We start from the raw sequence: 23,943 nt of genomic DNA, 5'->3' as shown, positions 1-23,943 counted from the left end.
TTCTGCAACTTTTTATCTTCCATTTATAAAGAACTTCGAAGGATTTAATTACAGTTGTTAGCTTAAATAAATATCAGCGTTATTTTGGCAAGAATGGTCGATGGTGTGCTTTGCTTCGCTATATTTGTTAAACACAACAGTCAACCCACAGCCATGAAAATATTCCCCGCAGAGCTCATCAAGGCAATAGACCAGTACACTATTGACAACGAACCCATTTCGGCAATCGAACTAATGGAGCGCGCAGCTATAGCCATTACTAACCGCATAATGACGCTCTACCCTGACACCGCGACCGAGTTCGCCATATTTGCAGGATCGGGGAATAATGGTGGGGATGGGCTGGCAACCGCCCGCCTGCTGGCCGAATCGGGCTACAAGGTTCAGGTTTACGCCATCCAGACAACGGCCAATGAAACTGCCGAACGCAACGCCAACCTCGGACGGCTTGTTCCTTCCGACAGCCTATCGATTGAGGCATTAAGGGAAAACGAGGTGGTTCCCTACCTAAACCCCGACGTAGTGGTTGTAGATGCCCTCTTCGGATCGGGACTCAACCGCCCGCTAGATGGCTTTAACAAGCAAATTGTGGAGTACATTAACGATAGCGGATGCGTAACCATTGCCATAGACATGCCCTCGGGGCTAATGTCGGAGGATAATGCGGAGAACGATACCGACGCAACCATCAGAGCCTCGTACACCGTCACCCTACAAATGCCCAAGCTATCGCTACTCCTACCCGAGAACGATGCATTTGTGGGCGAACTGAGCATCGTTCCAATAGGACTTAGCGCAAAGGCGTTGGAGGGCTTCCCCAGCAACATGTTCTACGTAACAAGCAGCATGGCTGCCAAAATGCTCTACAAGCGCAGGCGCTTTGCCCACAAGGGAACCTTTGGGCACTGCTACCTAATTGCCGGATCGCAGCAAATGCTCGGAGCCGCCATCCTAGCCTCTAAAGCCTGCATGCGAACTGGCTCCGGATTGCTTACGACCCACATCCCCCATGGCTGCCAAACACCTATTAATATATCCATCCCCGAGGTAATCATAGAGCTCGACTCCGATAGCGAGCGATTTACCAAGCACAGCAGCGTCATGGCATTCGATGCCATTGGCGTAGGACCAGGAATCGGGGTTAACCAAACCACCATTGCTGCGCTTGCCAACCTACTTGTAGATGCCAAGCGCATGCCGCTGGTTATAGATGCTGATGGGCTAAACATCATCTCCTACAACAAGGAGCTGCTACGTGCTATTCCGAAATTTGCCATACTTACGCCTCATCCTAAAGAATTCGAAAGGCTTGCTGGGGGCTGGAATAACGACTTGGAAAAAATACAGCTGCTGCTACGCTTTGCCAAAGAGCTAAGCGTGTATGTGGTACTTAAAGGTGCCAACACCGTCATAGCTTCGCCTGACGGAAAGCTTTGGTTCGCATCTGTTGGCAATCCAGGCATGGCTACCGCAGGCAGCGGCGATGTGCTTACAGGGATAATTCTTAGCCTACTTGGACAGGGATACTCCCCTGAAGAAGCATCAATTTTGGGTGTATACCTACATGGTTCTGCTGGTGATATAGCAGCAGGCGAGATGGGACAAGAATCGCTTATCGCCTCAGACATTATCTCCAATATTGGCAATGCATTTAAATCCCTCTGGTCTATCAGAAATTCGTAACTTTGCGCTAAATCCAAACTCTAAGGCCTGCTCCTCGTTTGAGATGCAGGTTCTACGACTTTTAAATAACTTTTATCGTATGAAGAGATACATACTTATTAGCACGTTGATTTTGGGTACAAGTTGTGCCATGGCACAGAAGATGGTGAATACCACACCTGCCCAAAATCCGGAGAGCGTAAAACCTGGTGCCTACATCTACTCGCTACCACAAACAACGCTAACATTCAAGGTTAAGGTTGCACGTCTTATTTATAAAAGCGGCCCCTATGCCCAGTACGCGCAAAAGTATCTTGGTATTACAGATGTAGAACAAGGGAACAAAGATTACTATAAGATACTAAGCATTACAGGAAGCACCTACGAGGAAGCAGACGGAAGTAACGTGTACGCAGCCGATGCTCCATACGGAACAGACATGAGCTTTTTGGAGATGGCGAAACAGGGATTAATCGTTCCTACAGGCTTTGTAGTCCCTAATGTTGAAGCAACCACTCCTTCTAAAGAAGTAAACATTGCGCCTCCATTTACCGATTTAGGTGCCGATCCGAACATCTACAAGGAGAACGCCACCTTCTTCTCTGGAGTAAAAATGGACACCTCGTTCGTAAAGATTCCCGTTCAAAAGAACATGCTGGTTGAAAAAAGCGCAGAATCAAAAGCTGCCGACGCCGCCAACTTCATATTCAATCTCAGAAAACGCAGGGTCGACCTCATATCTGGTGAAATTGACAACGTATTTAATAATGGCGAGGCACTAAAGGTTGCATTAAACGAGATTGCTCGCCTCGAGAAGGAGTACCTGTCGCTATTTATCGGTAAAACCTACGTTGATACCATGAGCTACCAGCAGGAAGTTACCCCAAAGGCAGAAAATGGCAAATCAAATAGCATCCTTTGCAGATACTCTGAAAACAAAGGTATTGTTGGTGAAGGAGACCTCTCTGGTCGTCCATTAACCGTTGAAGTTGTTGCCAATAACGCAGCAAGCCAAGCGCCTCAAAACATTGCAGAGAAGGGCAAAGAGGCCGTTATTTATGCAAGATATCCCGATATCTGCACCGTAAGAATAATTGACGGAAAAGACATTCTATATACTGCAAAGATGCCTGTATCCCAATTTGGAAAGATTGTTCGTCTCCCTCTTTCATTCCCCAATACAGGAAAAAGGTAGTAGCAATAAGATTATCGTTAAAAAAGCCCCAATGGGGCTTTTTTTATGCTTTACTTTCAGTAAAATGCTTAACGAATCGTCTGTAATGCTGCTTCACCTTTTTATAGGCAATAACAAACCTCCAAATCCCAACAAAAAGAATAATAGGAGACATTGCTAACAGGATTATCCCTAGCTCCATTATCTGTGTATGCAAAGAGGTAACCTTAAGTATCGTAAAACCTGCGCTGGCAAACACTACTGCCGTACGGAAGTAAGATAAAAAAGTCCGCTCTATCGCCAAGTGCGTACGCTCTACTGCTAACACATCGGTTAAGCTTAGTTCCTCTAAAATAGCTTCCTCTACACTTCGGCTCATAAACTTAAAAGGTATCATACCAATATTTTGAAAGTAAATATATGAATTTTAGCAGCCAGAAAAAAGCCTACAGTAAAGCCGTAGCCAAAAGACTACGGCCAACCTGATGATGCTGTTTTCCATCACCTTTAATCTTGCCTACTCGCCGCTAAACAGCCGTTGCAGCCAGTTTTTCCCAGATTTATAGCTGCGGAGATATATCTTTTGTCCTGAAGTTGGCTCATCTCCCGGCTTCATCTCGTTCATCTTGTAAAGTTTCTTCAACTTTACCCCATAGTTTTGAGCAATCTGATACATCTTATCACCATCAACAGCCGTATAGAAATCGTTACCCTTAGACGCCTTGCTCCTCTTTGGTTGGATATAAATACGCTGCCCAGGTCGTATAATGGAATCGGAATTGAGCTCGTTATACTTGTAAAGCTGCCAGCGCATAATATCGTACTGTTCGGCCAGCTTATCAAATGTATCTCCCTCCTTAACTATAATAAATTTAGCTCCATTACACTCCGATACATTCCGCTGATCATAAATATCAACCACAAAAACCTCATCATCCTTACTCTTAGAACCTCGCTTTTTGCTTTTAACCGTAGTAGATGGCTTTGTTGCAAAAGAAATATCTACACCCTGATCTAAAAGGTAAAGCTGATTATCCTCAATTTGCTTAATTAGAATTTCGGCATAGCGAGGGTTGGTAGCATATCCCGCCTTCTTTAATCCGTATGCCCAGCCCTTATAATCGGTAACCTGCAAATCGAAAAGGAAAGCGTAACGCTTATTTGCTCGGAGATAGGCAGAGTGATCTTCGAACGAACCTCGAGGACTATCGTACTTTCTGAAGCACTCCTGAGGTGCATCATCATCCTGCCTAACGGAAGGACCAGTCCAATCTTTATGGCATTTAATTCCAAAGTGGTTGTTTGCCTCAATTGCCAAACGACCATTACCGTTGCCAGACTCTATCAGAGCCTGCCCCATAATAATTGATGCTGGGACTCCATTTTTTTTCATCTGCTCAATGGCAAGCCCCTTATACTTCTCAATGTACTGTTCCTTTGTCATTTTCTGTCCAAAGCCAAACGTTGCAGCGCACACCAAGAAAGTGAGTAAAGCGAGTGGTCGTAGGGTAATCATTATAAAAAATCGATTTAATAGGTGCTAAAATAGTTTCAAACACCTATTTTTACAAATCAAAACAGGAAATAACCCTACTTTTAATTCTAGCCATGGAAAAAACATTTACTGTTCACTATAAAGAACATCAAAATCAGGAGAACTTATCAGCTTCGGAAAGGGAGTTAATAAAGGAGGCGCTAGAAGCACAGCAAAAAGCGTATGCCCCGTACTCCAACTTTCAGGTAGGAGCCGCGCTACTACTTGAAGACGGAACTATTGTTACTGGAAACAACCAGGAAAATGCGGCCTACCCCTCGGGAATTTGCGCTGAACGCACAGCAATATTCTACGCACAAGCGCAGTATCCAGACAAAAAGATCAAAGCGCTAGCAGTTACCGCATCTGCAAATAGAGAGCAAACCAAGCAAGCGGTCTACCCCTGTGGATCGTGTAGACAGGTCCTCTTAGAAAGTGAAATGCGCAACGGAGAACCGTTTAAGGTAATTTGCTACGGAACGGAACAAATCGTAGAGCTTCCATCTGCAACAAGCCTTGTTCCGCTACATTTTGTGTTTAAATAGTAAAAGACGACATAAAGTAAAGCCGCTCAGCATTAATGTTGAGCGGCTTTATTTCTACTATATTATCTAAGTTTCTTTTTCGTTCTCAAATAACAGAATTGCTTACTAGCATAAATCCGAATATCCTCTGCAAATAAAAAAGTTATTTTCGCTTACTGAAGGCTAACATCCCCAAGAACATGAAAAGCCCATTAATCATTAGCAGCTCAAAGCCTATTTCGTAGCCTCCAAACCAACTTTTAGAATTAATGCTAAGAACGTAGCTGAAGGCTGGTGCTGCCAAAGCCAAAAAAGGAACCACCCTATCTCTAACTCCCAACTTAGTAAACAAACCAAAGGCATACAAACCTAACAGAGGTCCATAAGTATAGCCTGCAATGGTATAAAGCGCGCTAATGACCGCATCATTATTTATCAACCTAAAAGCTAAAATCACCAAGATCATAACCAACGAGAGTCCAAGGTGTACCTTAAAACGCATACGTTTAGTTTTGGCTGCTTCGTATTTATCAGCCTCCAAAATATCGATGGTGAAAGAGGTTGTGAGCGCAGCCAATGCCGAATCGGCACTTGAGTAGGCAGCCGCAATTATGCCAACAATAAATATTACCCCAAGCGCAGGATGAAAGTAACCTCCCGTTGCCAGCATTGGGAAAAACTTATCCGTATGCTCCGGTATGGCAATTCCATTTTTTACAGCAAACAGCGCCAGGAGTGCCCCTAGCGATAGAAACATGAGGTTGATGGGCAAAAACATGAACCCGTAGGTATACATATTCTTTTTGGCTTCCTTGAGGTTTCGGCATGCTAGGTTTTTCTGCATCATATCCTGGTCGAGCCCTGTCATTACAATGGTAGTAAATGCCCCTGCCAAAAACTGCTTCCAAAAGTAGCTGCTGCTACGCACATCGTCAAAAAACCAGACCTTAGAATAGGCACTACTACGAATTGCATCTACCATCTCTCCAAAAGAAAAATGGAGCGCATCCTTTATTAAAAACAACGACAGCACCACCGTTGTAAGCATGGCCAGAGTTTGTATCAAGTCTGTCCAAATGATTGTTTTAATACCTCCTTTAAATGTGTATAGCCAAATCAATCCGATAGTTCCGGTTACCGTAGCCCAAAAAGGGACACCCAACGGCTCAAAAACAAGCGTCTGAAGTACCATAGATACGAGGTAAAGCCTAAATGCAGCACCAATGGTGCGACTGATCAAAAAAAACGAAGCCCCCGTTTTATACGACCAGTAACCCAATCGATCGCGAAGATAGGTGTAGATTGATGTCAGATTCAGCCTGTAGTATAAAGGCAACAGCACGTTAGCTATAACAAAATAGCCTAAAAGAAAGCCTAAAACCATCTGCAGGTAGCCAAACTGCTTGGTTAACACCCAACCAGGAACAGATATAAAAGTCACACCTGAAATGGAAGTACCAATCATCCCAATGGCAATTACATACCAGGGAGATTTTTTAGTACCCCTATAAAAACTTTGACTATCAAGCTTACGGGTAGTTAGATACGAAATCAAGATCAAACCCGAAAAGTATAGGACAATAATTAGCGAAATAAAGAGTGGAGACATGTGCTAAATTTTTCGGCTACAAGCTTAGCAAAAGATACATCAACAGCCAAATTGGAAGAAAGAACAGTGAAGAAGTAGAATGCTATTTTTAAAGAACTTAAAAATTCGGAATAACAACACTTTTCGAGCAATGAAATGGCTACTTTTGGCGTTAACGGTATTACAACATTAAATAAATGCAATGCATAAACAACTAACCGTCATCTTGACAATCTCATTCATACTCTTAACTCCATTTCTATTTGCACAAAACACGAAGGACCGCGGAGAACGAGAATTCCATGCAGGGCTGCGTCAATATGTAAAGAAGGAATACACCAAAGCATTTGATTTTTTTAAGCAGGCTTCGGATTTAGGCAATGCTACAGCCGATTTATATATTGGCACAATGTACTTTAACGGATTTGGAGTTGAGAAGAATGTTCAAAAAGCATTCGATTGGTACTTAAAATCAGCCGATCAGCTTAATACTCAAGCTCAATTTCAGATCGGATTGATGTATTACGATGGCGTTTACGTTGGACAGAGTTTTGCAAAATCGGCCCAATGGATAGAGCAAGCAGCCAAATTAGGTAATCCTGACGCTCAATATTTTTACGGTTCAATGCTCGAAAATGGTCAAGGTATAGATAAAAACTACTCGAAAGCAGCAGAATACTACCAGTTTGCCAAAGCAGCGGGTAGTATTGACGCACAAGTGGCTCTTGGTCGTTTGTACTATCAGGGTTGGGGTATTGAACAGGATTACCACAAAGCATACGAGCTGCTCTCTGATGCCGCTACTAAAAACAATCCAGAAGCCTTTTTGCTGCTTAGCAAAATGTACGAAACCGGTAATGGAGTGGAAAAGAGTTCAGCAAAAGCCTTTGAACAAATACAAAAAGCAGCAAGCCAAGACTATCCTAAAGCACAATTTGAGCTAGCCATGCACTATATAAAAATTAACGACGACCGAGAAGCTTCTACATGGCTGCTAAAATCGGGAGTAAATGGATATCCCGATGCGGAATACTATATTGGACTTTCGCTTCAAAAAGGATACCTTTTCAAAAAGGATACTCCCAAAGCAATAGAGTGGTACACAAAAGCAGCCGAGCATGGACAAACAGAAGCGCAGTATAGCTTAGGGTTGATTTTCTCCGATAACAAAGAAATTCCTATCAATATCGAAATAGCAAAAAAATGGTTGGAAAAAGCCGCAAATAAAAATTACCAGCCAGCAATAGAGCGTTTAAAAGCCATCAAATAGCAAAAAAAGGTCCTAGCGATATTGCTAGGGCCTTTTTCATATCTATCCTCAAAAGAACAGCATCCCTTAGCAACTATATCAACCAATAAAATCGTTAACTTTGCGTCTCACTCATAACAAATGAACATCAACGAATACCCCTCTAAGCTTTTAGAGAATGCTGTAAGCGAGTTTGCAAAACTCCCTGGAGTAGGGAAAAAAACGGCTCTTAGGCTTGTACTGCACATGCTCAAATGGGCAACTGAAGATGTTGAACGTTTTGGGCATTCCTTTATCACCCTAAAAAACGAAATAAAACGGTGTAAAGTGTGCCACAACATCTCAGACAGCGAGACATGTGAGATTTGCTCTAATACTTCAAGAGACCGAGCTGTAGTCTGCGTTGTGGAAAATATCCGAGATGTAATGTCGATTGAAAGTACCCACCAATTCAATGGGCTTTATCACGTATTAGGTGGGTTAATATCCCCAATGGACGGCATTGGACCTGGTGATTTAACCATAAACAACCTGATAGAACGTATTTCCAATGAAGAAGTTAAAGAGGTAATTCTAGCATTGAGCACCAACATGGAGGGTGAAACAACAAACTTCTACATTTTCAGAAAAATAAAAGGGTTCAACATCCAAATATCAACAATTGCTCGAGGCGTTGGATTTGGCGATGAATTAGAGTATACCGATGAAATAACGCTCGGCCGATCTATCAAAAACCGGATGCCATTCGAAAAAACTTTTGGAGACACTCTTTAGGTTTCGTTAATTTACATATATTAGTCGAAACGAAATTTCGTTTACGAGAAGAAGGTACTGAGTTGGCTGATAACGGTTGGTAATTCTTACCACCACAAAAAAAGGGAATATGAAAAACATTCTATCGTTGCTGATAATATGCTTGTTATCAAGTTATACAGTTGCGGCACAAGAGAACATTCAATCGAAAATCAATAAGGGTAAAAATTTTCTTAAAACACAGCAATATAGCGAAGCTGCCAAAGTTTTTGAGGATATACTAAAATCCAACCCCGTTCAAAAAGACGCTCTTTCAGGCGTTGTTGCAAGCTACGCATACCTTAATCAGCTTAAAAGCGCCCAAGCCGCTGTTGATAAATCAATAGCCGTAAACCCCAATGATGCAGACATACTAATCCTAAGAGCAAAAGTTCTAGGTCTTAGAGAACAGTATGAAGAAGCCGTAAAAGAGTTTGAAAAAGCACTACCCTCCGCTTCAGACTCGCTAAAATCAACCATTCATGCCAACATTGCTTTTATGCAAAATCAAGCGTACAAGTACGAACTAGCCGCTGTTGAAGCTCAAAAATCGATTTCTTTTAATGAAAAAAATGCTGATGCTTTCATGAATTTAGGGCTTGCACAGTATGGATTAAGCCGATTTTCAGATTCTATAGACAGTTTTTCGCTAGCAATTAACTTTGCCCCCAATAATGGACAAGCCTACTACAACAGAAGTATGGCCTACTTCAAGACTAACGATAAGACAAACGGCTGCGCCGATGCCCAACGAGCCTGTAAGTATGGAAATAAAAGCGGTTGTCTACAGTACGCTACAGAGTGCCAAAAATAGGAGTAAAATACTATAGAAAAAGGTGGACGATTGTCCACCTTTTTTATTTCTAAATATCTACAAACTTTAAACTAACTTCATTTTCTCATAAAATTAACCTTAACCATCTCCTGTCCTGCTGTTTCAGATTATAAAGCAACAAAGAGTAAAAACTATTATTTAAACACTAATACAAGATTTTTACAAATAATTTACACGTTTTATTTGTTTTTAGATTTCATTTCGTAATATTGCCACGCATAAACTTATTGAATATTGCATCGCACCTAGGTAGGCAAATATTAAAATACAGTTTAAAAGCGAAAACCACAAAAAGGAAGAATTATGGTAAATGAACTAGAAAATCTACTTTCGAACAATATAAAAGGAATGAAGCGTTCTGCAATCAGAGAAATTCTAAAGCTAACGCAACGTCCTGAGATCATCTCCTTTGCAGGAGGTCTTCCCGATCCTACGCTATTCCCAACTGAAGAACTCGCCGAAGTTTCTAGTGAAGTTTTAAAAACGGAAGGTGCATTAGCGCTACAATACGGAACTACAGAAGGAGATGCGCTACTTCGTAAATTATTGGTTGAGCGCTACCAAAAGCAAGGTATCAATATAGAGGAAAAGAATCTTATAATTACAACTGCGTCACAGCAAGGGCTCGATCTTACTGCTAAGGTCTTCATAAATCCAGGTGATACCATTATTTGCGGTCTACCATCCTACCTTGGTGCTCTAAGCGCATTCCTTTCCTATGGAGCAAATCTTGAAGGTATTGAGTTAGACCAATACGGTATGCGAAGCGATTTACTAGAAGAAAAGGTTGTTGAGCTCGCAAACAAAGGAATACATCCAAAATTCATCTACACCATACCCGATTTTCAAAACCCAACTGGAATAACCATGCCAGAATGGCGCAGGTTGGAAATCATCGCTGTTGCTGAGAAGTACAATCTTATAATACTTGAAGATTGTCCTTACCGCGATGTAAGATTCGAGGGTGCTGCCCAAAAAACGATGCTAGAGCTAGATAAATCGCAACGAATTATTCATTTAGGAACCTTCTCAAAGGTATTTGTTCCCGGTTTTAGAATTGGATGGGCAATTGCGAGTGAAGAGATCTTGGATAAAATAGTTGTCGCGAAACAAGCCACAGACCTTTGTACCCCTGCTTTTGTACAACGAATTTCTGCTCGTTTTATAGAGAAAGGTCTTTTTGATAAAAACCTAAGTGTTATCATCAACGCCTACAAAGCAAAGCAACAGCATTTTATCAAGTGCCTAAAAGAATATATGCCAAGCGAAGTAAGCTGGATTAACCCAGAAGGTGGTCTATTCATATTCCTTACATTACCTGAGTTCATTGATACAACAGAACTTTTCCAAACTGCAATAGAGGAAAAAGTGGCCTATGTTCCAGGATCAACCTTCTACTATAACGGTGAAGGAAGAAATACAATGAGACTAAACTTCTCGTTCATGAGTCTCGAAAAAAACGAGGAAGGGATCAAACGTTTGGCTACTGCAATAAAAAAAGAGATTGCAGCAAAAACTAAATAGTCAACACCTAACTTGGCTTGTTACATTTTATCTATATACAACAAACTGCTACACAAATCGGAGAAAGTCTACTAAGGTAGGCTTTCTTTTTTTATGTCAGATTATAGGCCAAAGCAATCATTTAGCTTCAAACAAAAAGAGTTTCTTGCTGTTTATGCATCAGAATAAAAATATTTTTGGCATGAAGTTCATCGAAATAAAGCTGCCTGCAATGGGCGAAGGTATTACAGATGCAACCATAACGAAATGGTTAGTTAAAGAAGGCGATACAGTAGATATAGATACACCCATCGTTGAGGTAGCCACAGACAAGGTCGATTCGGAAATACCATCACCTGTAGAAGGTAAAGTAGCCAAAAGGCTACTCAACGAAGGAGATATACCCAAAGTGGGACAAGTATTAGCTGTTGTTGAGATAGAAGGAGAGGAACAAGAAACAGATACCCCAAAAGAACAACCTAAAGAACAACCTACCTCCTCCAGCGTCGAGCAATCAACAACATCCCAACCAGTAAACGAGGTTACCACCAACCACATTGCTACGCATCTAAAAAACGGCGCGTTTGTACCTCCCCTTGTCCGCAAAATAGCACAAGAGGAAGGCCTTACACAGCATCAACTGGAATCTATTAAAGGTTCTGGAATAGAAGGGAAACTCACCAAAACAGATATTCTATCATACCTAAACAGTAGCAATAAAGTTGAAGTCCAACTAGCGGAATCTGCAACTCCATCAACGACCCTCAATCCGAAGGCTGAGAACGGCGTTGAAATTATAGAGATGGATCGCTTAAGAAGACTTACGGCCAACCATATGACTCTATCCAAACAAACCTCAGCTCATGTAACCTCATTTATAGAGGTAGATATGACCAATATAGTACATTGGAGAGAGCGAAATAAAGGAAAATTTGAAAAACAAAATGGTGAAAAGCTCACATACACACCCTTCTTTTTTAGCGCGGTGGTCGATGCAATAAAAAATTATCCTATTCTTAATAGCTCCGTCATAAACGATCAAATACACATCAAAAAAGACCTCAATCTAGGAATGGCGACAGCTTTACCGAACGACAATCTTATTGTCCCTGTAATAAAGAATGCTGACCGACTTAATCTTGCAGGCTTAGCCTTCGCCGTTAACGACTTGGCCCGACGCGCCCGTTCTTTTAAGCTACAACCTAACGAAGTTCAAGGAGGCACATTTACAATAACGAACCTAGGAGCCTTCGACAACCTTGCCGGCACGCCAATCATAAACCAACCACAAGTGGCAATACTCGCCGTAGGATCTATAAAAAAACGTCCTGTAGTGATCGAAAGCCCATTAGGCGATACAATTGGAATACGTCACATTACAATATTGTCACTTTCATACGACCATCGTATAATTGATGGGGCTTTAGGGGGCGCATTCTTAAAACAAATAGCAACCAACCTTCAAACATTCGCACCATCCGACTTGTAATCGCAATCAAAAGAATAAAAAGGGTTAAAGGTATATCTTTAGCCCTTTTTTATAGGGCTATTCCCTTTTATCAAATAAATAAATAAATTTGGTTGATAAACAGCAGTCATGATAAAACTAGAAAACGAGCAAGTAAAACTAAGAGCTCCAGAACTGGAGGATGTCGACCTTCTTTATGCTTGGGAAAATAACATGGAAGTTTGGAGAGTGAGCAATACGCTATCACCTTTTTCAAAGCACTCCTTAATGCGGTACATTCAAAATTACCAGCTAGACATATACCAAACCAAGCAGCTTCGTTTAATAATTGAAGCCAAGGATCAATCGTCTCTCATGAACTACCCTGTTGGCATAATCGACCTTTTCGATTATGACCCCTTTCATCAGCGCGCAGGAGTCGGAATTCTTATTCACAACACCGAAGATAGAGGAAAAGGTTATGCATCAGAAGCATTACAACTTCTCACAAAGTATGCATTCGAATACCTGCATGTGCACCAACTTTTTTGTAACATTGCAGACAACAACGAACCTAGCCTAAGATTATTCTCCAGGCATGAATTCGAAATTATTGGTCTTAAAAAAGACTGGATTAGAACAAAAAACGGGTGGCTTGGAGAGTATACTCTTCAAAAGATAAACCCTCTTGCGCTGATTTCGAAATGCTAAAGCATTTCGAATGGAGGAATCTCCTGTAGAAAGGAGTACGAACCGTCTAGCTTATTAATTTGGCAACAGTAGTGAACCATACCGTTAGTAACAACAAGGTAACTAACATTGAGAACCATGTTATACCGAGCCAGCTGATCGAATACCTTCTGATCAATTTTAACGGTACTTGCCTTACACTCTATCGCCATAGCAGGCTTACCTATACGGTCGTAAACAACAATATCTGAGCGCTTTGAAAGTCCATTGTACTTTAACGAAGTTTCCACACCTATCAACGAGGCTGGAACATGGAGTTCGTTCAAAAGGAATTGAATAAAATGCTGACGAACCCACTCTTCGGGGGTTAGCACGACAAATCGCTTCCGGATGGAATCAAAGATTTCCTTCTTAATTCCATTTCTTCGAACATTCAAATCGCAGGTTGGCAAATTCAACATCTCCATATCAAACCAATAAACTTTTATGCAAGTTAAGGCAGTTACTTTTAAATGTCAACTTATGCTAACAAAAAATGGCGATTATAAACATCTTAAATTGCCATCTAAAGATAAAAATTTCTTTTAACCCATAATTTTTCACTAAATTCAACCGAAACGATTATGAACATGAAAACAAAACAAGAAATTGTACGTGACTGGCTGGAACGCTATACAGGTCAGAAAATTGAAGATTTTGGGCACCACATACTCCTCACAAACTTCAACCGATACGTTCGCATTTTTTGTGAGATAATGAACACACAAATCGTTGATCCTGCGGCTAACATGCTCACGGCAACTGCCGATGGTATAACGATTATTAACTTCGGAATGGGAAGTCCGAATGCCGCTCTTATAATGGACCTTCTGAGCGCTATACATCCTAGCGCAGTGCTGTTTTTAGGAAAATGTGGCGGACTAAAAAAGAAGAATGAGCTCGGCGATCTAATTCTTCCAATCGCAGCTATTCGAAATGATGGAACCTCAGACTCCTACATGCCCCCTGAAATTCCAGCCCTTCCGGCATTTAACCTTCAACGCTCCGTATCGTCAACTATTCGAAATCATCAAAAAGACTATTGGACAGGAACCGTATACACCACAAACCGAAGAGTCTGGGAACATGACGAGGAATTTAAGGAGTACTTGGCAAAAACACGTGCAATGGCTATAGATATGGAAACAGCAACTATCTTTACGGTCGGATTTGCCAATGAAATACCAAGTGGTGCCCTACTTCTGGTATCCGATCAACCCATGATTTCATCGGGCATAAAAACGAAGGAAAGCGACAGGATTGTCACTGAAAATTTTGTTCGACAACACGTTACTATTGGAATAGATTCCCTTAAAGAACTTATAAATGGAGGGAAATCTGTAAAGCATTTAAGATTCTAAAATGGCAAAAAAACCAAAAGCAAAAGATATTATCGCTGATTATCAGCGAATTTTAAATGACGTAAAAGCACGAAAATTTAAACCCATTTACCTCTTAATGGGCGATGAACCTGTATTTATTGATAAAATAGCCAATGCACTTGCTAATGACGTACTTTCGGAATCTGAAAAGGCGTTTAATTTAACCATTTTATATGGCAAAGATACCAAGGTAGACGCAGCAATTACAGCCTGCCGCCGATTTCCTATGATGTCTGATTATCAAGTTATAATAATTAGAGAAGCTCAAGACTTATCAAACATAAACCAGCTTGAGGTTTACTTTAAATCCCCACTAAAATCTACCATATTAGTTATTTGCCTAAAGGGCAAAACAATGGATAAACGTTCAGTTGCGTATAAGGAAGTTGTAAAACAAGCGGAAGTCTTTGAAACCTATACCTTCTACGACAACGAAATTCCAGAGTGGATTAATTTAGAGGCGAAATCAAAAGGGATTACAATTCAAGATAAGGCAGCAATCCTACTATCGGAATTCTTAGGCAATGACCTCAGCAAGATAAGCCATGAAATAGAGAAGTTAAAGACGGTTATTCCATCAGATAGAAAGCAAATTACGGTAGATGATATAGAGCGAAATGTAGGTATTAGCAAGGATTATAATGTTTTTGAGCTATGTAACGCCATTGGCAAAAGAGATTTTGTTAAATCGTATAAAATAGCCGATTACTTTGCAAAATCGCCCAAAGATCATCCTTTTATTGTCACAATAGGGCAGCTATATACTTTTTTTTCGAAGGTATTAAAGCTCCAAATGCTCAACTTTAACGCCAAAAAGCCTGGTGGAAAAATTGCATCTGAAGCGGAAAAGCTAGCAAAACTAGGGATAAGCAGCTCCTTTTTTCTAAAGGACTATGAGGAGGTTGCAAAAAAATACTCACCTCCTCAGTCTGTGAAAATTATTGAATATCTTCGCGAGTACGACCTCAAAAGTAAAGGTATTGGAAGCAACAACCAAAGTGAAGAGGATCTTCTAAAAGAGCTAATCTTTAAAATAATGCATTAAGAGCAGAGTCATGATAACAATCATCATTATCGCAGTAACAGTTGGAATATCAGCCATAGCGTTTAATAACCAACAAATTTTAGAGAAATTGCTACTCTCGCCCTACAGGATTACGCACCAAAAGGAATACTTTCGTATAATAACCCATGGTTTTGTTCATGCGGATTGGATGCACCTTCTTATAAACATGTTTGTGTTGTGGTCATTTGGGAATGCCCTGCAACTATGGTTTAACCAACTTGCAATTGTAAACCTTATCTCTTCACCTGTCTTGCACATTCTCATTATTTACTTAGGAGGTATTATAATCTCCTCATTAAGTTCAATAGTGAAAAACAAAAATAACTACTACTATAAATCAGTAGGGGCATCAGGGGCTGTATCTGCCATCGTTTTTGCCTCGATATTTTTCGATCCATGGCAATCGCTTTACCTTTTTGCAATAATCCCAATCCCCGGAATTCTTTTTGGAGCGGCTTATCTTTGGTATTCTCACTACATGAGCAAAAAAGGAGGCGACAACATCAATCACGATGCACACTTCTACGGAGCTCTATTTGGTCTTGTATACCCCGTTCTTATTGATCCTAGTTTAGTAACACATTTTTTTAGTCAACTAATTTCATTCGGAAGATAACTATATATGGAGCAATTCGTTTGCTACAACGGCGAAATAATCAGTGAAAAAGATTTTAGCATAGCACCCAACAATAGAGGGTTTTACTTCGGCGACTCTCTCTTCGAAAGCATGCATGCTCACTCTACGGAAATTCCTCTTTTTAGCCTCCATTTTGATCGGTTAATTCAAGGAATGGAAGTGCTTGGCTACGAACAGCCAGCAACTTTCACATCGACACTTATAAAATCGGGGATTGTAAAACTTTTAAACCGCAACAAGCAGTTTAAAAGCACCAGAGTTCGGCTTACTGTTTTCCGAAATCCTGGCGGACTATACCTACCTAGCAATGACAGCATAAGCTACCTTGTACAAACAACAAATCTTGATTTTGATAAATTAGCACATAGGCTACCAAGTATGATTGTTGATGTATTCCCCAATCAAATAAAGTGTGCGGGCGAAATCTCTCCATTTAAGACTGGGAATGCACTCCTTTACGTAATGGCTGCACGATATGCAAAATTGAATCGCCTACACGATTGCATTCTAATAAATCAGCACGGAAGATACGTGGAACTTTCATCGTCAAATCTATTTGGCCTTAAAGGAGATACACTTGTTACGCCACCACTTCAAGAGGGATGTGTTGCAGGTGTAATGAGAAACTATATCATAAACAGGCTTGCTCCAAGCATAGGACTTAAAACGGAGTTAAAACCTATATCTCAAAAAGAATTCTTAGAATTTGACGAAGTTTTCTCGACAAATGCTGTATCTGGAATTAGAAATATTGTAGGGATTGGCACAAAACGTTTTTACAGCACGCGCTATAGAAAAATGCAGTCTGCCCTAGAGGAAATGCTCTTCTAATTAAAAAAATTAGCACAAGCAAGAACTCCACAAAAAACTCTAGCCCATCACCTTCTGCCTCCTTAAATCCGAATAAGTGACCTTATAAAAAAGCCATTTGCACCTTTATTTAAAGGTACAAATGGCAAATATTTTACGCAATTCACTAAAATTTGGAACCAAGTCCAAGATCTAGCGCAACCTTTTCCATGGCACCTTTATCTAACTTGCAGTACGATGTCGCAATGATAAACGTCGCATTCAGTTTAGGCGAATAAATGTACATGGTAGATGACGATGATCCACTCACAAAAACGGTTTTTGATCCCTTAAAATCATAAGGTTCGGAGCCATCATACCCCTTTACACTTTTGTAAGATTCAAACTTTGTTCCAGAAGCCACCCGAACACCAATCATCTTATTCAGCTGCATAAATGATGCGCTGTAATCCCCTCCATCCAATTCAGAATCCACAAAAGTGTAGCCATTTACAACAGATTGTTTCATCCAAGACCTAAACTCCTCATAGTTTAACTTCAAGGAAGTCTGAGCCATTAATGCTGATGAGGAGGCTAGCAGAATTGCTACTAAAGCCCATATCCGTTTCATAGCATTTTAGGTTTAAATACATCGGCAATATAGCCATCATTTATAATTTAACAAAAAGATTATTGTCAATGATGCCATACTGTTAAACAAGTATTTCAAAAACCATGCCTAACATTATGCGTAAATCGCTAATGAAAAGCCTGTTCAAGAATTCCCTTCAGCTCCGTAGAAGAAATGCCTCGCTTTATTTCACCTCTTTCGACAAAGGATATTTTCCCGGTTTCTTCAGAAACGACCACAACGGCAGCGTCTGTATGCTCGGTAATGCCCATAGCAGCACGATGACGCATCCCGAAATAGGCAGGAACCTCCAACCTTTCTGTAGCAGGTAAAACGCAACGAGCAGCAACAATTCGGCCATTGTGTATAATCATGGCTCCATCATGCAATGGCGTATTTTTAAAGAAGATAGTTTCAATTAAACGGCCATCAATTGCAGCATCAATTGCATCGCCCGTATCAACATATATTTGTAAATTGGACCGACGCCCCAGAACTATTAATGCGCCAGTTTTAGACTCTGAAAGGTTTCTGCAAGCCCGTACCAACGCCTCTATATCTGCTTGAACCGTGGTTGCATCAACCTTATCGGAGAAGAACCGCTCAATGGAAAGCTTGCTGTTTGACAAGTATCGAGTTCCTATATAGAGTAGAAATTTTCGAACTTCTTGCTGGAATACAATTATGAGAGCAAGAGCTCCAACTCCTATAATTTGCCCCAGAATTGTACTTAGCATCTCCATATTAAGAGCTCTAACTACCAGCCAAATAAGATAAAGTAGAAAGATACCTATAAATATATTTATAGCAGCAGTTCCTCTTATCAACATATAAATTTGAAAAAATAGGAATGCAACTAGCAGTATATCTATAACATCAACCAATGTGATATGAATAAAGCTAAACATCGGCTAGGAAATGTAAGATTGATTAAGTTTATCCACCAACTGCACAACTTCAACCGCTTCTTTAACGTCGTGAACACGCAGAATTGAAGCCCCTTTCATCAATGCAACTGTATTAAGCGCTGTTGTTCCATTTAAAGCATTTTCAGGAGATGTTCCCAAGAACTTATAAATCATCGATTTTCTCGAAAATCCAACCAGCAAAGGCAATCCGAATATTTTAAAATCATCCAAAATATTTAATAGCTGGTAGTTATTCTCTATAGTTTTTCCAAAACCAAAACCTGGATCAATAATAATATCATTCACCCCAAGCGAATGAAGATAGTTTATCTTACGAGAAAAATAGGTGAAAATTTCATTTCGAATATCGCTATAAACGGGATTATCCTGCATATTTTCAGGACGTCCCTTCATGTGCATTGCAATGTATGGCAACTTAAATTCAGCAACAGTTTCAAACATTCGGCTGTCCATTTCGCCGGCAGAAATGTCATTAACGATAACAGAACCACAATGGAGACAAACACTTTTCACGACCTCTGCACGAAAAGTATCTAAAGAGATGGGAATCTGTGGATATCTCTTTTTAATCATATAAACCGCCTCGGTTACCCTCCGAATCTCCTCTTCTGTAGAAACATTTTCGGCATTCGGCCTAGAAGAGTAACCTCCAACATCAATAATGGCGCCACCCTGACTGATAATTTCATCGGCACGAGCCAAGATCGCATCGCTACCAGCCACTCGACTCCCCTCGTAAAAGGAGTCAGGAGTGACATTTAAAATCCCCATAACCACTGGAGAACTGAGATTTATTAAATTCCCGTCCAAACAAATGGTTCTCTTTTGAGTTAAAAGGCCTAATCCCTTGTCCATTTTTTATAAATTGCGTTCTTTTAAACAAAAGTACTAACAATAGTTGGTAAGCTCAACAGAAATTGATTTTTGTAAAAACGTAATAGAATAACCAATGAGTTTTATTGTGCTTGAAGGCCTTGATGGAGCAGGAAAATCGACGCAAGTTAGGATGCTACAAGAATACTTCGAAAAACAAGGGAAGAAAACCCAATTTTTACATTTTCCTAGAACTGACGATAGCATTTTTGGAGACCTTATTGCCAAATTTTTGAGAGGAGACCTAGGTGCCGTAGATAACGTCAACCCTTACCTCGTTGCGCTTATCTATGCTTGTGACAGGAATGATGCAAAAAAAACAATTCAAGCATGGCTAGATGAAAAAACCGTAGTTATTGCAGACCGATTTGTAGCCTCTAACATCGCTTTTCAGTGCGCTAAAATACAAGATGAGACAGAAAGAAAAGTCTTACGAAATTGGATCATGGATCTTGAATTTAGCTACTACAAGCTACCAAAACCTACCGTAAACTTATTCTTGGATGTTCCCTTTAGCTTCACAAAAAAGAAGCTGACAGAACAACGCGAAGGTGATGACAGAGAATATCTCCAAGGTAAAAATGACATTCACGAAAACGACTTAACGCTACAAGAACGGGTTCGTGAAGTTTACCTTTGGCAATGTAGCATCGACAAATTTATGCAACGCATAGAGTGCGAGTCGGAGGAGAAAGCAATGCTTTCCCCACAAGCAATTCATGACAAGGTAATTCAAATTGTACAACAATACATATAATCATGAACGTCCTTAATCACTTAAGCAGATTTTTACTGGGAGCCCTTTTCATATTTTCAGGGTTTGTTAAATCTGTAGATCCCTTAGGAACCACCTATAAAATTTTCGATTACTTCAAGGCTGGTGGTGCCATTATTCCAGAAAATGTAGCCTTATTCTTAGCAATTACGCTTTGTGCTGCCGAACTATTTATTGGACTAGCATTAGTGCTTAACATTAAAATCAAGGTGGTATCGTGGTTTTCGCTTGCATTTATGGCAGTATTCACCATAATAACGCTCGTACTTGCGCTAACCAACAAGGTGGCCGATTGCGGTTGCTTTGGAGACGCATTTAAGCTCACCAACTGGCAAACATTCTATAAAAATCTTATAATACTCCCTTTTGCAATACTAGTATTTTGGCAACGTAACCGATTTAAAGAGAACATTGCACCAGTTGCAGCTTGGGCAATGTTTATTCTACTATTAGGAGGATCTGTTGCTTTTAATATTTACAACCTACGCCATTTACCTCTTATCAACTATCGCCCCTATATGGTAGGACAAAATATCTGGTCGGCGATGCAAATTCCACCAAATGCACCTGCCGATGAGTATGACATCAGGCTTATTTACGAAAAAAATGGCGTAAAGAAGGAATTTAACGAGCATAATCTCCCTTGGCAAGATACCACTTGGGTATTTGTTGAACAGAAAACAACATTAATAAAAAAAGGGTACACCCCTCCTATTCACGATTTCTCCATTCTATCGCCAACTGAAGGTGATATTACCAAAAGTATTCTTAAGAAAAAAGGAGCTGTTGCACTACTTATTGCACCTAATCTCAGCAACGCAAACATAATTAATGCTCAAAAAGCGAACGCCATTTACAATGTTTGTAAGAAGCAGAATATTCCGTTTATAATGCTTAGCTCATCAACCGGAAAGCAAGTAGATATTTATCGCTCGCAAACTGGCGCCCAATATCCTGTTTATGCTTCTGACGAAACAGCACTTAAAACAGCAATGCGCTCTAACATTGGACTCATGCTACTTTACAATGGAACAATCATCGGAATATGGAGTGGATGCGACCTGCCTGAAGACAATGCGTTTAAAGGAGATATACTTGGAAAGCAGCTGCATAAAATGGAATATTCCCAAAACAAAAAGGATGTAATGCAACTTATTGGAGGCATTCTTTTGATTGGGCTATTGCTCCTGCTATCAAGATGTAGATATTAAAAGTAAAACGCCCTAAATGCCAATGCATTTAGGGCGTTTTTTATGAGATTCTCAAATCTATGCCTTCACCATATTAAAAAATCGTTCAGCATCAAGAGCTGCAATGCATCCCGATCCTGCTGCTGTAATAGCCTGACGGTAATGAGGATCTTTCACATCCCCAGCGGCAAATACTCCCTCAATATTTGTTTTAGAAGTTCCTGCTTCCGTTTTAATATATCCAACTTCATCCAACTCTAACTGTCCATTAAGAAATCCGGTATTAGGTTGATGTCCAATTGCCACAAAGAATCCTGTAATATCAACTTTTCTCTCCTCACCCTTATCGCTAACCAGAAGGACTCCGTTAACACCAGACATATCGCCCAGCACCTCCTTTGTTTGGTGACCAAAAAGGACCTCGATGTTAGGCGTATTAAATACTTTTTGCTGCATCGCCTTAGATGCACGTAATTCATGACGACGTACAACCAAGTATACCTTGCGACAGATTGTAGACAAGTAAGATGCTTCTTCAGCAGCAGTATCACCACCTCCTACAACAACCACATCTTGCCCCTTATAGAAAAATCCATCACAGGTAGCACATGCAGACACTCCCTGTCCCCTGAATTTTTGCTCTGAATCCAGCCCTAGATACTTTGCTGTTGCCCCAGTGGCAATAATTAATGTATCAGCTTCAACAACTTTACTTTCATCAATAGTAACCTTGAATGGACGCTGAGAAAGATCAGCAGAAGTAGCATACCCAAAACGGATATCAGTATTGAAACGTAATGCTTGATTCTTTAAATCCTCCATAAGTTGTGGGCCTACCACTCCTTGCGGATATCCTGGAAAATTATCAACCTCTGTAGTCGTAGTAAGCTGTCCTCCTGGCTCCATCCCCTCATACAATACTGGCGACATATTGGCACGCGCAGCATAAATTGCAGCCGTATAGCCAGCTGGTCCACTACCTAAAATAAGACATTTTACTCTTTCATTAACGTGTTCGCTCATAGCTTTAGTTTCAGTTTAATTTGAGGTACAAATATAGCCTATACCATCAATATATCAATTACAAAGCGGATTGTTATGCATCATTATAAAAAGTGATAGATATCAAAATCCATTTTTTAAGCGCCAAATATTTGTATCCCCACAAAAAAATACTACATTTGCATCCGCAATCACGGGGTGTAGCTCAGTTGGTTAGAGTTCTCGTCTGGGGGGCGAGAGGTCGGACGTTCGAGTCGTCTCACCCCGACTGATAAAATCGTTACAAAACGATAAAAAAGGCAACTTTAAAAAGTTGCCTTTTTTGTTTGGATATCAAGTTACACCTAAAACTTTCTTTACTAATAGATGCAATTGGGTCACCTACCTTTTCAAAAGGCAGTACCAACTTCGCCCTTGCTTAATATTAAGTCTAAGTTAAGCCTCTTAACATCTAATTCACCTTCGTAAGATGCAATTAACAATTAATTAACCCCCCATTAAGCCACTGCTTACACGTATCTTGTTTTTTTGTGAATATAAAGATTTGGAGATTTAAATGCCAAATATCCAATCCGAAGCTTATTCCAATGGCTAGTTCAGACTTTACCCGTGCTAGTAAATTGCAAATACAGAAACATAAAAGAGGATTTGCTGTTTAAATTTTGGAAAGCATTGTAACGCAAAATAACTCATATATGAATAAGACTATTATCCTTGCAGCGGCAGCTCTCTTGGTTTGGACAGAATCATCTGGACAAACCATAAAGATAAAGGGAAGCGATACTACCCTTCCGCTTACCCAAAAAGAGGCTGAGATTTTTATGAAAACGAATAAGAGCGCAAGAGTCTCCGTTACAGGAGGTGGTAGTGGTGTTGGCGTTGCAGCTCTAATTGATGGCTCTACCGACATCGCCATGTCTTCTCGTCCACTAAAAATGGATGAACGGATGAAGTTAAAAGCAGCAAAAGTAACCTATAAGCAGGTTGTGATCGCCAATGATGCCCTTTCTGTAATTGTAAATCCAACTAACAAAATATCAAAACTTACACGCCAACAGCTGGAAGATATATTTACTGGTAAAATCAACAACTGGAAACAGGTTGGTGGCACCGATCTTAGAATTGTGGCTTACTCACGCGAGTCGAGTTCTGGCACCTACGAGTTTTTCAAAGACCATGTAATGAAAAAGAAAAACTTCGCAAACAACGTGCTTAGCATGTCGGCGACAGGAGCCGTAATGCAATCGGTTAGCCAAACGAAAGGTGCCATAGGGTATGTTGGAGTTGCTTATCTAGAAAAGAAGGTAAAGCCATTAGCTGTTTCGTTTGATGGTAAAACCTTTATACAACCCACCGTGGCCAATGCAACAAGCGGAAAATATCCTATTACCCGACCTCTGTTCTACTTCTACAATGTAAAAAGTGAAAAGGTAGTTGCTCCATTCATCAACTTCATTCTTTCGCCGCGCGGACAGCAAATCGTCAAGATGGATGGATATATTCCATTGAAATAGAATCCTACTCGAATTAGAATTGTAATACATACACAGTGAAAAGTAACTTTAAAAGATTTATAGAAAAATTTGTAGAGGGAATTCTCTTTATGAGTGGCACCATTACCACCATTACGGT

The 23,943-nt window shown here is 40.3% G+C and carries 24 protein-coding genes and 1 tRNA gene; 17 read left to right on the top strand and 8 right to left on the bottom strand.

Annotation, left to right across the window (positions count from 1 at the left end; all coding sequences use genetic code 11):
* The first annotated feature begins 153 nt into the window (after positions 1-153).
* Positions 154-1,683 carry a bifunctional ADP-dependent NAD(P)H-hydrate dehydratase/NAD(P)H-hydrate epimerase gene (locus L990_RS06515; protein WP_047446699.1) on the top strand — a complete coding sequence of 510 codons (1,530 nt, stop codon included), beginning with the start codon at positions 154-156 and terminating at the stop codon, positions 1,681-1,683.
* A 79-nt stretch (positions 1,684-1,762) separates the two neighbouring features.
* Positions 1,763-2,857, top strand: coding sequence for a DUF4831 family protein (locus L990_RS06510; RefSeq protein WP_197057251.1), 1,095 nt, complete (start codon positions 1,763-1,765; stop codon positions 2,855-2,857).
* A 43-nt stretch (positions 2,858-2,900) separates the two neighbouring features.
* On the opposite strand, the gene L990_RS06505 is transcribed toward L990_RS06510, so the two are convergent.
* Entirely contained in the window at positions 2,901-3,233 is a 333-nt protein-coding gene (locus L990_RS06505) for a DUF202 domain-containing protein (protein ID WP_197057250.1), read from the bottom strand.
* A gap of 120 nt (positions 3,234-3,353) precedes the next feature.
* On the bottom strand, positions 3,354-4,352 hold the full coding sequence (locus L990_RS06500) for a glucosaminidase domain-containing protein (protein WP_081981627.1): 999 nt from the start codon (positions 4,350-4,352) through the stop codon (positions 3,354-3,356).
* Between the two features lie 29 nt (positions 4,353-4,381).
* On the opposite strand from L990_RS06500, the gene cdd reads away from it, so the two are divergent.
* Positions 4,382-4,915 (top strand): cytidine deaminase, encoded by a 534-nt coding sequence (gene cdd / locus L990_RS06495; RefSeq protein WP_410488762.1) that lies wholly within the window; start codon positions 4,382-4,384, stop codon positions 4,913-4,915.
* 142 nt (positions 4,916-5,057) lie between these two features.
* Here the strand turns inward: cdd and L990_RS06490 are convergent, their stop codons facing one another.
* On the bottom strand, positions 5,058-6,503 hold the full coding sequence (locus L990_RS06490; RefSeq protein WP_047446693.1) for a sodium:solute symporter: 1,446 nt from the start codon (positions 6,501-6,503) through the stop codon (positions 5,058-5,060).
* Positions 6,504-6,684: 181 nt separating this feature from the next.
* Between L990_RS06490 and L990_RS06485 the strand changes: the two genes are divergently transcribed.
* From L990_RS06485 to L990_RS06460, 6 genes are all read left to right on the top strand, one after another.
* Complete coding sequence (locus L990_RS06485; protein ID WP_047446691.1) at positions 6,685-7,752, top strand: SEL1-like repeat protein; 1,068 nt, start codon at positions 6,685-6,687, stop codon at positions 7,750-7,752.
* A 120-nt stretch (positions 7,753-7,872) separates the two neighbouring features.
* On the top strand, positions 7,873-8,505 hold the full coding sequence (recR, locus tag L990_RS06480; protein WP_047446689.1) for a recombination mediator RecR: 633 nt from the start codon (positions 7,873-7,875) through the stop codon (positions 8,503-8,505).
* 109 nt (positions 8,506-8,614) lie between these two features.
* Positions 8,615-9,337, top strand: a complete 723-nt coding sequence (locus L990_RS06475; protein WP_156121398.1) for a tetratricopeptide repeat protein — start codon at positions 8,615-8,617, stop codon at positions 9,335-9,337.
* Between the two features lie 324 nt (positions 9,338-9,661).
* Complete coding sequence (locus tag L990_RS06470) at positions 9,662-10,882, top strand: PLP-dependent aminotransferase family protein (RefSeq protein WP_047446685.1); 1,221 nt, start codon at positions 9,662-9,664, stop codon at positions 10,880-10,882.
* Positions 10,883-11,063: 181 nt separating this feature from the next.
* Entirely contained in the window at positions 11,064-12,350 is a 1,287-nt protein-coding gene (locus tag L990_RS06465) for a dihydrolipoamide acetyltransferase family protein (RefSeq protein WP_047446744.1), read from the top strand.
* A gap of 108 nt (positions 12,351-12,458) precedes the next feature.
* Positions 12,459-13,019: a GNAT family N-acetyltransferase gene (locus tag L990_RS06460; RefSeq protein WP_047446683.1), complete on the top strand. Its 561-nt coding sequence runs from the start codon at positions 12,459-12,461 to the stop codon at positions 13,017-13,019.
* Here the strand turns inward: L990_RS06460 and L990_RS06455 are convergent.
* The gene (locus L990_RS06455; RefSeq protein ID WP_047446681.1) at positions 13,016-13,465 is read right to left on the bottom strand and encodes a type I restriction enzyme HsdR N-terminal domain-containing protein; all 450 of its coding nucleotides are present in this window, start codon (positions 13,463-13,465) and stop codon (positions 13,016-13,018) included. The two genes, L990_RS06460 and L990_RS06455, sit on opposite strands and share 4 nt — an antisense overlap.
* Before the next feature lie 162 nt (positions 13,466-13,627).
* Here L990_RS06455 and L990_RS06450 point away from each other — a divergent pair, with 162 nt between their 5' ends.
* From L990_RS06450 to L990_RS06435, 4 genes are read left to right on the top strand one after another with little or no spacing between them, the layout of a single operon-like run.
* On the top strand, positions 13,628-14,398 hold the full coding sequence (locus L990_RS06450; protein WP_047446742.1) for an AMP nucleosidase: 771 nt from the start codon (positions 13,628-13,630) through the stop codon (positions 14,396-14,398).
* 1 nt (position 14,399) lies between these two features.
* The gene (gene holA, locus L990_RS06445) at positions 14,400-15,464 is read left to right on the top strand and encodes a DNA polymerase III subunit delta (RefSeq protein WP_052180801.1); all 1,065 of its coding nucleotides are present in this window, start codon (positions 14,400-14,402) and stop codon (positions 15,462-15,464) included.
* A 10-nt stretch (positions 15,465-15,474) separates the two neighbouring features.
* Positions 15,475-16,101: a rhomboid family intramembrane serine protease gene (locus L990_RS06440; RefSeq protein ID WP_047446679.1), complete on the top strand. Its 627-nt coding sequence runs from the start codon at positions 15,475-15,477 to the stop codon at positions 16,099-16,101.
* Positions 16,102-16,107: 6 nt separating this feature from the next.
* Entirely contained in the window at positions 16,108-16,953 is an 846-nt protein-coding gene (locus tag L990_RS06435; protein ID WP_047446677.1) for an aminotransferase class IV, read from the top strand.
* Positions 16,954-17,098: 145 nt separating this feature from the next.
* Here L990_RS06435 and L990_RS06430 read toward each other — a convergent pair whose 3' ends face one another.
* From L990_RS06430 to folP, 3 genes are all read right to left on the bottom strand, one after another.
* Positions 17,099-17,542 carry a hypothetical protein gene (locus tag L990_RS06430; protein ID WP_156121396.1) on the bottom strand — a complete coding sequence of 148 codons (444 nt, stop codon included), beginning with the start codon at positions 17,540-17,542 and terminating at the stop codon, positions 17,099-17,101.
* A gap of 128 nt (positions 17,543-17,670) precedes the next feature.
* Positions 17,671-18,450, bottom strand: a complete 780-nt coding sequence (cdaA, locus tag L990_RS06425; protein WP_047446674.1) for a diadenylate cyclase CdaA — start codon at positions 18,448-18,450, stop codon at positions 17,671-17,673.
* A 3-nt stretch (positions 18,451-18,453) separates the two neighbouring features.
* Positions 18,454-19,326: a dihydropteroate synthase gene (gene folP / locus L990_RS06420; protein ID WP_047446672.1), complete on the bottom strand. Its 873-nt coding sequence runs from the start codon at positions 19,324-19,326 to the stop codon at positions 18,454-18,456.
* A 94-nt stretch (positions 19,327-19,420) separates the two neighbouring features.
* Here folP and tmk point away from each other — a divergent pair, with 94 nt between their 5' ends.
* Positions 19,421-20,101 carry a dTMP kinase gene (tmk, locus tag L990_RS06415; protein ID WP_047446670.1) on the top strand — a complete coding sequence of 227 codons (681 nt, stop codon included), beginning with the start codon at positions 19,421-19,423 and terminating at the stop codon, positions 20,099-20,101.
* A gap of 2 nt (positions 20,102-20,103) precedes the next feature.
* Positions 20,104-21,330 carry a BT_3928 family protein gene (locus L990_RS06410; protein ID WP_047446668.1) on the top strand — a complete coding sequence of 409 codons (1,227 nt, stop codon included), beginning with the start codon at positions 20,104-20,106 and terminating at the stop codon, positions 21,328-21,330.
* Positions 21,331-21,387: 57 nt separating this feature from the next.
* On the opposite strand, the gene trxB is transcribed toward L990_RS06410, so the two are convergent.
* Positions 21,388-22,332 (bottom strand): thioredoxin-disulfide reductase, encoded by a 945-nt coding sequence (trxB, locus tag L990_RS06405; RefSeq protein WP_047446666.1) that lies wholly within the window; start codon positions 22,330-22,332, stop codon positions 21,388-21,390.
* Between the two features lie 173 nt (positions 22,333-22,505).
* Between trxB and L990_RS06400 the strand changes: the two genes are divergently transcribed.
* Positions 22,506-22,579: transfer RNA gene (locus tag L990_RS06400), tRNA-Pro, on the top strand.
* A 427-nt stretch (positions 22,580-23,006) separates the two neighbouring features.
* Entirely contained in the window at positions 23,007-23,825 is an 819-nt protein-coding gene (locus tag L990_RS06395; protein WP_047446664.1) for a PstS family phosphate ABC transporter substrate-binding protein, read from the top strand.
* The last annotated feature ends 118 nt before the right edge of the window (positions 23,826-23,943 follow it).

It is taken from the genome of Alistipes sp. ZOR0009 (assembly GCF_000798815.1).
Taxonomy (GTDB): domain Bacteria; phylum Bacteroidota; class Bacteroidia; order Bacteroidales; family ZOR0009; genus Acetobacteroides.
This window is presented reverse-complemented; position numbering and strand designations above follow the sequence as displayed.